We start from the raw sequence: 12,014 nt of genomic DNA, 5'->3' as shown, positions 1-12,014 counted from the left end.
GGCCACCGCGCGGTCGCCACCCGCTACGACAAGCGCGACTACATGTTCCGCGGAACCATCGACGTCGCCTCGATCAGGATCTGGCTCCGCGACCCCGTCCCATGATCCAAGGGACACGCTCTAGCGGGTACGCGGCCGCGAACTCCGGGGTCGCGACGTCGGACCGCACCGGCGTGTAGCCGCCCTCCGGGAGCGCGGACTGCTGCGAGAGGTCCAGCGCGTACTTCACGAACTCCCACGCCCCGGACGCGTTCGCCGCGCCGCGCGGGATGCACATGTTGTCGCCGCCGTCGAAGAACGCCCGGCCGCCGGTGGGGCCGGGCAGCAGCCGGACGGTCGTGGCGGCCACCAGCGCGGGATCGGCGTCTGACGTCGTCGCGCTGTAGTTGGCGGGGATCATCCCGATCCGGCCCGCCTTGTAGTCGGCGGCCCAGCGCGAGGCGTCGTCGGCGAAGTTCTCGGGCGGGACGAGCTCGTCCACCCATAGCGCCCGGTGGAACTCGAGCGTCCGGGCGACGGCCTCGTTGCCGGCGACGTTGCCGGTCTGGCTGCCGACCTCGCCGCGGATGAGGTCGGTGTCCGCGGCCCAGACGAGCGGCTGAACGGTGAACCCGAGCGCACCCGTGGCGTTGCCCGGGAAGGTCCAGCCGCGGACGTCACCGCCGAGCGCCGTGATCCGCCGGGCCGCGCCGAGCAGCGCGTCGAGGTCGGTGGTGGCCTCGTCGACGTCCAGGCCCGCCTGCTCGAACAGCCGCGTGTTGCAGAACAGCGCGGAGTTGTCCGCCAGGTACGGCACGCCGTACCGCCGCCCGTCGACGGTCGCGAGCGCGAGGTGCCCCGGGCTGAGCGTGTCGGCGTACCCGAGCTCGGCGATGAGTTCGGTGAGGTCGGTGAACGCGTCGCGGAAGACGAACAGCAGGGAGTTGATGTCGTCGATGTCGACGAGGTCGGGCACGTCCCGGCCGCGGATCGCGGTGGCGAGCTTCGTGACGTACTGGCCGTCGGGTATCGGGGTCAGCTCCACGGTGAGCCGGTCCTGCGCGGCGTTGAACCGCTCCACCAGGCCGGTCAGCCCGTTCTGGGTGGCCGAGCGGCACCAGACGCGCACGGTGCCGGTGGCCGAGGTGCCGAAGCCGGGCACGGTCGTGTCCGGCTCCGGCAGCACCGAACTGCACGCGGGCAGCGCGGCGGCCAGCGCCCCGAGGCCCGCGAGGGTCAGGAAACCGCGGCGTGAGGTCGTCATCGTCCTCTCCTCGGAAGCTCGGGTCAGGCCCGCGGGATCCACACGCGCATCGGCCCGGCGCCCCGGTTGGCCCACGCGAAGTACGGGACGAGGGTCAAGTCGAGCTCCTCTTCGCCCGACGAGCCGCGGGCCGTCACGACCGTGACGCCACCGAGCAGGTCCGGCCGGTGCGTGGCCCCGGCGCGCGCGTCGGCGTCGATGTGCAGGTCGTCCACCGGGACGCGGTGGTCGGCCTGCTCGGCGGCGTAAACCAGCGGGCCGCGCTCGAGCGCGACGCAGCCGCGGACGGCGTCGACGCGGGGGTGCGCCGTGGTCGTGCGGACCGCCATCGGCAGGTGCAGCTCGACGACGTCACCTGCGGTCGCGTCGACGCGGACGTACCCGGGCTCGGCGGGCCGGGTGGCGCCGCCCGCGGTGACGGTGGCGCCCTCGGCCCAGGCGGGGACGCGCAGCGCGAGCGTGAAGGGCCCCGGCGCGGCGTCGACGCCGACCCGCACGCGCCCGTCCCACGGGTACTCGGTCTCGACGGTGAGCGCGATGCCGTCGGCCGTGACGGTGCCCGGGGCGTACTGGTGCAGCTGAACACCGCTGTCGTCGCGGGTGGCGAGGTAGCCGTCGAGGCTCGCGAGCGTGCGCATGACGTTGGGCGGGCAGCAGGCGCAGGCGAACCAGCCGCGCCTGCCGTGGGCGGGTGAGCGGTTCTCGTCCGGGTGCGCGTCGGCGCGCAGCTGCAGCGGGTTGACGTAGAAGTACTCGGTGCCCGACAGCGAGATCCCGGCCAGGAACCCGTTGAACAGCATCCGCTCGATCGCGTCGGCGTAGCGGGCGTCGCCGGTGGCGAGCAGCATCCGCCACGCCCACTGCACGCCGCCGATCGCCGCGCACGTCTCCGCGTAGGCGCGGTCGGCCGGGAGCTCGTACGGGTCGCCGAAGGCCTCCCAGTCCCACCGGGAGCCGAGGCCGCCGGTGACATAGGCCTTGGTCGCGAGCATGTGGTCGAACTGGGTGCGCAGCGCCTGCAGCAGCGCGTCGTCGCCGAGCTCGACGGCCACGTCGGCCGCGCCCGCGGCGAGGTAGACCGCGCGGACGGCGTGCCCCTCCACGGTCGTGGCTTCCCGCACCGGCACGCGGTCGGAGAAGTAGGTGGGCTCCTTGCCGTAGCTCTCCATCAGCCCGTGGCCGCGGGCCTCCACGAAGTAGCGGGCGAGCTCGAGGTAGCGGGCCACCCCGGTCTCGCGGTGCAGCTCCACGAGCGCGCTCTCGATCACCGGGTGGCCGTCGACGTCGTGGCGCCGGTCCTCCCCGAACGTCTCGGCGAGGTGGTCGGCCAGCTTGACGGCGACGTCGAGCAGGGCGGTGTCGCCGGTGCAGCGCACCTGCGCGACGGCGGCCTGGATGAGGTGGCCCGCGCAGTAGTGCTCGTGGCTCCACGGGAGGTCGAAGTAGCGGCCCCGGTCGCGGTGGCGCACCTGCACCACGGAGTTGAGGTAGCCGTCATCGGCCTGCGCGGCCGCGACGAGCGCGGTGACCTCGCGCTGCATCTCCAGCAGCTCCTCGCTGGGGCGCCTGTCGTACTCCCAGGCCACCGCCTCGAGCCACTTGTGGACGTCGGAGTCGGCGAAGATCGGCCCGACCGGCTCGCCGCTGCTCACCCCGGCGGCGATCCGCAGGTTCTCGAGGTTGCCGGCCTCCTCCAGGCGGGCCCGGCCCTGCGTGATGGCGGCGGTGGCGTTGACGTGCTGGCGCGGAGCCCAGAAGCCGCCCGCGATGCGCGCCTCACCGAGGCCGAGCGGCCGCAGCGTCACACGTGCGGCGGGGGTGGGGTCGGCGGGTCGCCGAGCGGAGCTTGCGGAGCTCGCATCAGCGCTGCCGGTGTCCGTGGTGCGTGCCGAGGTGGCCGTCATGCCGCTCCAGTGCAGGTGAGGAGTCGTACTCGGGTCAACGGAAACGACGGAATTCGTTTTCCGGATGGGACGGTAGGGCCTGTCGCCTGATCCGGTCAAGGCCTGCGCTGCGGGTATAGGGAGCGCAGCCGCCGCTACCGCGTAGTACGCTCGGCTGATCCGGAACTCGCGGAAAGGAGCTGTCGCGGCTTGACCAGCAGTCCTGTCAGCCGATCGGGCCCGGCGATCGTGCGGATCACCGACGTCGCGGCGCTCGCCGGCGTCTCGCCCGGCACCGCGTCGAAGGCGCTCAACGACACCGGCCAGCTGCGCGCCGAGACCCGCGAGCGCGTGCGCCGGGCCGCCGAGCAGCTCGGGTTCACCCCGGACGGGCGCGGCCGCGCGCTGTCGTCGGGGCGGAGCTACACGGTCGGGCTGGTCACCACCGACAGTTCCGGCCGCTTCAGCATCCCGATCATGCTGGGCGCCGAGGACGCGCTGAGCGCCGGCGAGATGGCGCTGCTGCTGTGCGACACCCGCGACGACCCGCTGCGCGAGCGGCACTACGTGCGCACGCTGCTGGCCCGGCGGGTCGACGGGATCATCGTCACCGGCCGGCGCACCGAGTCCCGCCCGCCGATCTCGGTGCCGATCCCGGTCGTCTACGCCTTCAGCGCCTCCACCGATCCCGCCGACGCCTCGGTGGTGTGCGACGACCGCGGCGGGGCCACGGCGGCCGTCGAGCATCTGCTGGGCATCGGGCGCACCGCGATCGCGCACGTCACGGGACCGCAGCGGCACCGCAGCGCCGCCGAACGGGCCGCGGCCGCCGTCGAGTCGGCCGGGCCGGCGTTCCGGGGCCCCGTGCTGCACGGTGAGTGGAGCGAGCGGTGGGGCCGCAACGCCGTCGACCTGCTGCTGCGCTCGGCCCACGAGGTCGACGCGATCTGCTGCGGCAGCGACCAGATCGCCCGCGGCGTGTGCGACCGGCTGCGCGAGCTCGGCCGCAGTGTTCCGCAGGACGTGGCCGTGACCGGCTTCGACAACTGGGACGTGATGGCGCTCGCGTCCCGGCCGCCCCTCACCACGCTCGACATGGAACTCGAGGAGCTGGGCCGCACCGCCGCGCGGATGCTGCTCGACGCGGTGGCAGGGCGACCCCACCGCGGCACGGTGGAGCTGCCCACCCGGCTGGTGGTGCGGGGCTCCACCCTGGCCGACTGACCCGCGCGTCGCGGGCGGGGAGCGTCGGCGGAGAAGGGGTGCGTGAGGAACCCTCGCGGCGGGGCCTACGCCGCTCCCCGCGCTACCCGAGCACGGCCCACTCGTGCGGCGGCACGGTCACGCCGCCGTCCCGCACGTCCGCGTGGCCGGCGAGCACCTCGCCCGGGCCGTCGTGGTCGAGTGGGTCGTCGCCGATGTTGAGCGCCACGACCAGCCGGTGCTCGCCCTCGCTCGCCTCGAGCACCAGGGCGGTGTTCGTCAGCTGCAGCTGCCGGGTGCGGGCCCGGTGCAGCCACGGGTGGCGCCGGCGCAGGCCGATCAGCTCCTGGTGCACGTGGTAGGTGGGCCACCCGAACGGGGCCAGCTCGGCGCGGTCGGCGGGGAAGGCGGGGCGGACGGCGTCGTCGCCGCCCGCGCGGTGCTCCTTGACCCCCCGGAAGGCCTGCTCGTCGCCGTAGTACACCGACGGCGTGCCGGCGACGGTGAACAGCACCGCGAGCGCGTGCGGTAGGTGCCGGTCGTCGGTGATCGCGCTGGCGATGCGCGTCACGTCGTGGTTGCCGACGAACGTGAGCGGTACGAACGTGTCGAGGAGCTCGTCGTGCCGTTCCAGGGCCCAGGCCAGCTCGTAGAAGTTGCCGTCGTTGATGCTGCTCCAGATCGCCTTCCACAGCTCGTACTGCGTGACGGCGTGCATCCCGGAGTCGCGGACGGTCGCGGCGTAGTCGCCGTGGATGACCTCGCCCACGACGTAGGCGTCGGGATGGGCGGCGAGGACGCGGGGGAGCACGCGCGCCCAGAACTCCGGCGGCACGGCGTAGGCGGCGTCGAGGCGCCACCCGTCGGCGCCGGCGGCGAGCCAGTGGCACATCACGTCCACGACGTGGTCGGCGACGGCCGGCTCGTCGTGGTCGAGCGCGACGAGGCCGCCGTGGCCCTCGAACGTGGCGTAGTCGCCGTCGACCCGCCGGTACCAGCTCTCGTCGGGCGCCCGGAAGCCGCGTCCGACGTGGTTGAACACGCCGTCGAGCAGCACCCGCAGGCCGCGGGCGTGCGCGGCGTCGAGCAGCGCGGCGAAGTCGTCGGCGTCGCCGAGACGGGGATCGATCCGGTAGTGGTCGACGGTGTCGTAGCCGTGCGTCTCGGAGGCGAAGACCGGGCCGAGGGCCAGCCCGGACGCGCCGAGCTCCACCGCGTAGTCGAGCCAGTCGACGATCCGCTGCAGCCGATGGGCCGTCGGGTGCCCGTCGGCGGCGGGCTCGGCGCCGACGAACCCCAGCGGGTACACGTGCCACCAGATCGCGTGCTCGACCCAGTCCGGCTCGGTGGCGGTGGTGAGCTCCGGCACGGGTGCGACGGTACGCCGGGGTCGATCACTCCGCTGACTGCCGCCACCTCCAGCTCAGCTCGCCCGGTTGCGGCGGCGGGCCGGGCAGCGGGGGGCGGGCGGCGGCGTCCCCCGTCAGGCCGGCGAGCAGCGCGGCCAGCACGCGCCTGCGCAGGTCGCGCGTGCGCTCCGGATCCGGGACGCGCACGGCGGCGCAGGCCTCGAGCGCCAGCCCGACGTCCTGGACGACCACCTCGGGCCGCAGCCGCCCGGCCGCCGCTGCGCGTCCGACCAGCTCCGTGGCCAGCTCGTCGGCCCGGGCGGCGGCCCGCCCCAGCTCGGCGTCCGGGGGAAACGTGCCGGCCAGGTGCACGGTCAGGGAGTGGACGTCGGCCTCGACGACGCGCCGGAGGAAGCCCGCGAGCGCGTCCCACGGGTCGGGCTCGGCGAGCGCGGCCTCCGCCTCGGCGATGTAGCGGTGCAGGCCCTCCTGGCAGAGGGTGCGCAGCAGGTCCTCTTTCGCCGGGTAGCGCCGGTAGAGCGCGCTGATCCCGACGCCTGCGCGCTTGGCGACGGCGGCGATCGGCGCCTTGGGGTCCGCGAGGAACACCTCGCGGGCGGCGTCGAGGATCGCGCCGTCGTTCTGGGCCGCCTGCCGGCGGCGTCCCGGAAGGCCGGGGGTCTCGGTGGGCATGCCCGAAACTAACACTGGAACGGATCGTTCTGCTCTGCTAGTCTTCAGGCAGAACAAAACGTTCCGTTCCAAAGGAGTGGACATGACCGTCACCGCGATCCGCCCGTTCCGCGTCGAGATCCCGCAGGCGCAGCTCGACGACCTGCACGACCGGCTGCGCCGCGCCCTCTGGCCGGACGAGCTGCCCGGCGTCGGCGACGCCTACGGCGTACCGGCCGGCCGGGTGCGGGAGCTGGCCGCGTACTGGCTGGACGGCTTCGACTGGCGGGCCGTCGAGGCCCGGCTGAACGCCCACCCGCAGTTCGTCACCGCGATCGACGGCGAGGACATCCACTTCCTGCACGTCCGCTCGTCCCGGCCGGACGCCACGCCGCTGGTCCTCACCCACGGCTGGCCCGGCACGGTGATGGAGTACCTCGACGTCATCGCCCCGCTCACCGAACCGGAGTCGGCCGACGACCCGGCGTTCCACCTGGTGATCCCGTCGCTGCCCGGGTCCGGCTTCTCCGGCCCGACGCGCAGCACGGGCTGGAACCGGTACCGCACGGCGCGTGCGTGGGCCGAGCTGATGGCCCGGCTCGGATACGAGCGGTACGGCGCGGTCGGCAACGACGCCGGCTCGCTGGTCTCCCCCGAGATCGGCCGGGTCGACGGGGAACACGTCGTCGGCGTGCACGTCACGCAGCTGTTCTCGTTCCCGTCCGGCGACCCGGCGGAGTTCGCGGAGCTCACCGAGGCCGACCACGCCGCGCTCGCGCACCTGCAGTGGTTCCTGGACAACAAGTTCGCGTTCAACGTCCTGCACAGCCAGCAGCCGCAGACGATCGCGTACGCGCTCGCCGACTCGCCGGTGGGCCTGCTCGGGTGGAACGCGCAGCTGTTCGCCGACACCCTGGACGCCGACTTCGTCCTCGCGAACGTCGCGATCCACTGGCTCACCGGGACGGCCGGGTCGGCGATCCGCTTCTACTACGAGGACGCACACGCCGGGGAGCAGACGAGCGACCCCACCACCACGCCCACCGCGCTCGCGATGTTCGCGAACGACTTCCACGCGATCCGCCCGTTCGCCGAGCGCGACCACAAGAACATCGTGAGCTGGAACTCCTACGACGTCGGCGGGCACTATGCCGCGCACGAGGCGCCCGGCGCGCTCGTCGGCGACATCCGGCAGTTCTTCGCGATGCTGGACTGACGATGGGCGGAGCGCCGGACCGGGCGGAGCCCCGGCCCGGCGCTTTTCCGTCGGTCCCCGGACGTAGGCTCGCGCAGGTGAGAGTCACGGTGCTGGTCGGCGGTGTCGGTGGGGCCCGCTTCCTGCTCGGGGTGAAGGCTGCGCTCGGCCTGCCGCCGGTGGGCCCGGGGGAGTCGGAGCACGAGGTCACGGCCGTCGTCAACGTCGGCGACGACGTGTGGATGCACGGGCTGCGCATCACCCCCGACCTCGACACCTGCCTATACACCCTCGGCGGCGGGATCGACCCCGAGCGCGGGTGGGGGCGCGCCGGGGAGACCTGGACGGTGCGCGACGAGCTGGCCGCCTACGACGCCGACCCCACGTGGTTCGCGCTCGGCGACCGCGACATCGCCACCCACCTCGTCCGCACGCGGATGCTGCGGGCGGGCTACCCGCTCTCCGACGTGGTCGCCGCGCTGTGCCATCGGTGGCGGCCCGGGGTCACGCTGCTGCCCGTCACCGACGACCGCGTCGAGACCCACGTGGTGGTCGACGACCCGGAGACCGGCCCGAAGGCGCGCAAGGCGATCCACTTCCAGGAGTGGTGGGTGCGGCACAAGGCCGAGCCCGCCGTCCACGACTTCGCGTCGATCGGCGCCGACCAGGCGAACGTCCTACCTGCCGCGCGTGAGGCGATCGCCGGGGCCGACGCTGTGCTGCTCGCGCCGTCCAACCCGGTGGTGAGCATCGGGGCCCTGCTCGACGTGCCCGGCGTGCGCGACGCCCTGCGCGACACCCCGGCGAAGGTCGTGGGGCTCTCGCCGATCGTCGGCGGCAGGCCGCTGCGCGGGATGGCCGACGCCTGCCTCACCGCGATCGGCGTCGAGACCACGGCGGAGGCGGTGGGGAGGCACTACGGCGCCCGGTCGGAGGGGGGACTGCTCGACGGCTGGCTCGTGCACACCGGCGACACGGCCGAGGTGCCCGGTGTCGACGTGCGGTTGGTGCCGCTGCTGATGGCCGACGTCGATGCCACGGCCGAGATGGCCCGGCGGGCCCTGGAGCTGGCCGGGGTGCCCGCGTGACCGGATCCGTCGCCGACCACGGGGCCCCCGACGCGATCACCGTCCGCCCCGTGCGTGGGCTGCCGGAGTTCCGGCCCGGCGACGACCTCGGCGGCGCGCTCGCCGCCGCCGCGCCGTGGCTGGCCGACGGCGACGTCGTCGTGGTCACCTCGAAGGTGTTCTCGAAGGTCGAGGGGCGGCTCGTCGCGGCGCCGGTCGACCCGGATGAGCGCGACGCGCTGCGCCGCGAGCTGGTCGACGCCGAGACCGAGCGGGTGCTCGCGCGCCGCGGCCGCACCCTGATCGTCGCGGGCAAGCTCGGCATCGTGCAGGCCGCCGCCGGGATCGACGGCTCGAACGTCCGGCGTGACGAGCTGGCACTGCTGCCGCAGGATCCCGACGCCAGCGCGTCCCGGCTGCGCGCCGACCTGGCCCGGCGGCTGGGCGTCGACGTCGCGGTGGTCGTCACCGACACCATGGGGCGGTCCTGGCGGGTCGGGCAGACCGACGTCGCGATCGGCTCCGCCGGGTTGTCGGTGCTGCACCGGTACGCGGGTTCGGCCGACGCCGAGGGCAACGAGCTGCACGTCACCGAGGTCGCGATGGCCGACGAGCTGGCCGCGGCCGCCGACCTGGTGAAGGGCAAGCTCGGTGGGGTGCCGGTGGCGGTGGTGCGCGGCATGCGGCCAGTCGACGACGGCTCGAGCGCCCGCGACCTTGTCCGCCCGCTCGACGAGGACATGTTCTGGCTCGGCACCGACGAGGCGATCGCGCAGGGCCGTGAGCAGGGCCACCGGGAGGCCGTGCTGCTGCGGCGCAGCACCCGCGAGTTCGCTGACGCGCCCGTCGACGCGGCCGCGCTGCGGCGCGCGGTGGGCGTCGCGCTCACCGCGCCCGCGCCGCACCACAGCACGCCGATCCGGTTCGTCCGGGTCCGCACCCCGGAGCGGCGCACGGCCCTGCTCGACGCGCTGGCCGCGCGCTGGCGGGAGCACCTGGAGGCCGACGGGCGCCCTGCCGACGAGGTGGAGCGCCGGATGCGCCGCGGCGACCTGCTGCGCCGGGCCCCGGAGCTGGTGCTGGCCTTCCGCACCGGCGAGGGAATGCACATCTACCGCGACGACGCCCGCCGCGTCGGCGAGCGCACGATGTTCACCGTCGCGGGTGGTGCCGCTGTCCAGTCGCTGCTGGTGGCGCTGGCCGCCGAGGGGCTCGGTTCGTGCTGGGTGGGGTCCACGATCTTCGCGCCGGACGTCGTGCGCCGGGTCATGAAACTGCCGCCCGACTGGCAGCCGCTCGGCGCGGTGGCGGTCGGCGTCCCGGCCGAGCCGCTGCAGCCCCGCGCGCCGCGCGACCCGGCCACGGGGCTGGTCGAGTGGTAGCCCCTGCCGTCGCCGCCGCCGAGCTGCGGGCCTGGCGCGCGCCGGAGCCGGGTCAGGAGGGGTTGCGGCACGCGCTGCTCGCCTTCCTCGACGCCCGCCCGGAGGACGGCTGCTCGCGCTCGTGCGTGCCCGGCCACCTCACGGCGTCGGCACTGGTGCTCGACGCGGCGGGCGAGCGCACCCTGCTCACGCTGCACCCGAGGGTCGGTCGATGGATCCAGCTCGGGGGGCACTGCGAGCCCGGCGACGCCTCGCTGCGCGACGCCGCCCTGCGGGAGGCCACCGAGGAGTCGGGCATCGACGGCCTGGTGATCGACCCCGAGCCGCTGCACGTCGACGTCCACCCGATCACGTGCTCGCTCGGCGTTCCCACGCGGCACCTGGACGTCCGGTTCCTGGTGCGGGCGCCCGCCGGGGCGGTGCCGCGGATCAGCGACGAGTCCGACGACCTGCGCTGGTGGCCGCTCGACGCGCTGCCCGGCGACACTGACACGGTGCCCGCGATGGCGGCCGCCACGCGCAGGCGGCTCGCCCCCGTCGGGTAGCCGGCGACTCGCGTGTCAGAACCGGACGACTCGCGTACATCTCCGCGAGTCGCCCGTTCCCGACCGGCGAGTCGCCCGGAGCGGTTACTGCCAGAACAGCAACAGGTCGTACCCCACGAGCGCCGCTTCGAAGTTCCCGCCGATCGCCCCGAACACGGTCCCGCCGGCCTGGAAGAACAGCCGTGACGCCCCGGGTAGCCCGATGATCAGCAGGAACAGCACGATCGGGGCCCACGGGCGCACCTGCGCGGCGAGCCGGCGGGCGGGCATCGGGAGGTAGGGCTCGAGCACGCCGAAGCCGTCGAGTCCCGGCACCGGCAGGATGTTGAGCACGAACGCGATCACCTGGACGAACGCCAGCGCCGAGAGCCCCACGGCGAGTCCCGCCGGCATCGGCACGAGCGCGACGGCCGCCGTGAGCACGGCGCCGATCAAGAGGTTGGCGGCCGGCCCGGCGAACGACACCAGGCTTCGCACGCCACGCGAGCGGATGGCGCCGTGGTTGATCCACACCGCGCCGCCGGGCAGTGGGATGCCCCCGATGAGGAGGATCAGGATCGGGAGCACGAACGACAGCCCGACGTCGGTGTAGCGGCGGATGTCGAGCGTCAGGTAGCCCTTCGCTCGCACCGAGTGGTCGCCGCCGCGGTAGGCGACCGCGGCGTGCCCGAACTCGTGCAGGCACAGCGAGACCGCCCAGCCGCCGAGCACGACGAGCACCACCCCCGCCGTGAGCAGCACGGATATGCCCCCGGTCGGGGCGCTGGGCGTGCCGAGGACGGCGAGGACGCCACCACCCACGGTCACCGCCACGAGCACCAGAAACCACGGACTCACCCGGTTCGACACGCCCTGCATTCGACCATTGTGCTGACCGGGGGACCGACCGGGTGGACTGCGTCACCCGGTTGGCAGCCCCGGCTTGCAAACGCCGGACCCACAGCGCTGTACTTACAGTGCTGTCATTTCCGGAGGGGTCAGATCCTCAGGTGCAGCCATTCGCCGGGTGCGGGGAGGTGGGCGAGTGAAGGTGATCACAGCCGCGATGGAGCTGATCGAGACGACGGCGGGAGTTCCGTTCCCGACCACCGACCCGTTCGGGGACGCGGTCGTCTCGATCGAGGACGACGACAACGAGGAGCAGGACTGGCAGGAGCGCGCCCTGTGCGCCCAGACCGACCCGGAGGCGTTCTTCCCCGAGAAGGGCGGCTCCACGCGGGAGGCCAAGCGCATCTGCTCGGGGTGCGAGGTCCGTGCCGAGTGCCTGGAGTACGCGCTCGCCCATGACGAGCGCTTCGGGATCTGGGGTGGGCTGTCGGAGCGTGAGCGGCGCAGGCTGCGCCGCGCGGCGGTCTGACGGCGGCGCACCCTTCGCGCTCCGTGCGCCCGAATTCGGCCCGTGCGCCCCGTCGACGGGGGGCATCGGCCGAGACGGGGCGCACGGGCGCCGATCGTCAGCGCTCGCCGCCGTCGAC

The 12,014-nt window shown here is 74.1% G+C and carries 11 protein-coding genes; 6 read left to right on the top strand and 5 right to left on the bottom strand.

What is annotated here, in order from left to right; translation table 11 throughout:
* Positions 1–73: 73 nt before the first annotated feature.
* Together KME75_RS35300 and KME75_RS35295 are read right to left on the bottom strand one after the other, a co-directional pair.
* Complete coding sequence (locus KME75_RS35300; RefSeq protein ID WP_219419285.1) at positions 74–1,243, bottom strand: ABC transporter substrate-binding protein; 1,170 nt, start codon at positions 1,241–1,243, stop codon at positions 74–76.
* A 23-nt stretch (positions 1,244–1,266) separates the two neighbouring features.
* Positions 1,267–3,147 (bottom strand): glycoside hydrolase family 127 protein, encoded by a 1,881-nt coding sequence (locus KME75_RS35295; RefSeq protein WP_219419284.1) that lies wholly within the window; start codon positions 3,145–3,147, stop codon positions 1,267–1,269.
* Between the two features lie 189 nt (positions 3,148–3,336).
* On the opposite strand from KME75_RS35295, the gene KME75_RS35290 reads away from it, so the two are divergent.
* Positions 3,337–4,350 carry a LacI family DNA-binding transcriptional regulator gene (locus KME75_RS35290; RefSeq protein ID WP_246633464.1) on the top strand — a complete coding sequence of 338 codons (1,014 nt, stop codon included), beginning with the start codon at positions 3,337–3,339 and terminating at the stop codon, positions 4,348–4,350.
* Positions 4,351–4,432: 82 nt separating this feature from the next.
* On the opposite strand, the gene KME75_RS35285 is transcribed toward KME75_RS35290, so the two are convergent.
* A complete protein-coding gene (locus KME75_RS35285; protein WP_219419283.1) occupies positions 4,433–5,698 on the bottom strand; it encodes an alpha-amylase family glycosyl hydrolase in 1,266 nt (421 codons plus the stop codon).
* Between the two features lie 25 nt (positions 5,699–5,723).
* Positions 5,724–6,371 carry a TetR/AcrR family transcriptional regulator gene (locus tag KME75_RS35280; RefSeq protein WP_219419282.1) on the bottom strand — a complete coding sequence of 216 codons (648 nt, stop codon included), beginning with the start codon at positions 6,369–6,371 and terminating at the stop codon, positions 5,724–5,726.
* Between the two features lie 82 nt (positions 6,372–6,453).
* Between KME75_RS35280 and KME75_RS35275 the strand changes: the two genes are divergently transcribed.
* From KME75_RS35275 to KME75_RS35260, 4 genes are all read left to right on the top strand, one after another.
* Positions 6,454–7,566: an epoxide hydrolase family protein gene (locus tag KME75_RS35275; RefSeq protein ID WP_219419281.1), complete on the top strand. Its 1,113-nt coding sequence runs from the start codon at positions 6,454–6,456 to the stop codon at positions 7,564–7,566.
* 77 nt (positions 7,567–7,643) lie between these two features.
* Positions 7,644–8,633, top strand: coding sequence for a 2-phospho-L-lactate transferase (cofD, locus tag KME75_RS35270; RefSeq protein ID WP_219419280.1), 990 nt, complete (start codon positions 7,644–7,646; stop codon positions 8,631–8,633).
* Positions 8,630–9,994, top strand: coding sequence for a coenzyme F420-0:L-glutamate ligase (locus KME75_RS35265; RefSeq protein WP_219419279.1), 1,365 nt, complete (start codon positions 8,630–8,632; stop codon positions 9,992–9,994). Before cofD ends, KME75_RS35265 begins: the two co-directional genes overlap by 4 nt.
* Positions 9,988–10,539: an NUDIX hydrolase gene (locus KME75_RS35260; protein ID WP_219419278.1), complete on the top strand. Its 552-nt coding sequence runs from the start codon at positions 9,988–9,990 to the stop codon at positions 10,537–10,539. Before KME75_RS35265 ends, KME75_RS35260 begins: the two co-directional genes overlap by 7 nt.
* Positions 10,540–10,623: 84 nt before the next feature.
* Here the strand turns inward: KME75_RS35260 and KME75_RS35255 are convergent, their stop codons facing one another.
* Complete coding sequence (locus tag KME75_RS35255) at positions 10,624–11,397, bottom strand: site-2 protease family protein (protein WP_219419277.1); 774 nt, start codon at positions 11,395–11,397, stop codon at positions 10,624–10,626.
* A 166-nt stretch (positions 11,398–11,563) separates the two neighbouring features.
* Between KME75_RS35255 and KME75_RS35250 the strand changes: the two genes are divergently transcribed.
* Entirely contained in the window at positions 11,564–11,896 is a 333-nt protein-coding gene (locus KME75_RS35250; protein ID WP_308283377.1) for a WhiB family transcriptional regulator, read from the top strand.
* Positions 11,897–12,014: the final 118 nt, after the last annotated feature.

The sequence above is a fragment of the Pseudonocardia nigra genome (assembly GCF_019396355.1).
GTDB classification, from domain to species: Bacteria; Actinomycetota; Actinomycetes; order Mycobacteriales; family Pseudonocardiaceae; genus Pseudonocardia; species Pseudonocardia nigra.
This window is presented reverse-complemented; position numbering and strand designations above follow the sequence as displayed.

Excerpts from the sequence above, each read along its gene's own strand:
- KME75_RS35300 (WP_219419285.1), bottom strand. The coding sequence starts at position 1,243 with ATGACGACCTCACGCCGCGGTTTCCTGACCCTCGCGGGCCTCGGGGCG.
- KME75_RS35280 (WP_219419282.1), bottom strand. The coding sequence starts at position 6,371 with ATGCCCACCGAGACCCCCGGCCTTCCGGGACGCCGCCGGCAGGCGGCC.
- KME75_RS35275 (WP_219419281.1), top strand. The coding sequence starts at position 6,454 with ATGACCGTCACCGCGATCCGCCCGTTCCGCGTCGAGATCCCGCAGGCG.
- KME75_RS35255 (WP_219419277.1), bottom strand. The coding sequence starts at position 11,397 with ATGCAGGGCGTGTCGAACCGGGTGAGTCCGTGGTTTCTGGTGCTCGTG.
- KME75_RS35295 (WP_219419284.1), bottom strand. The coding sequence starts at position 3,147 with ATGACGGCCACCTCGGCACGCACCACGGACACCGGCAGCGCTGATGCG.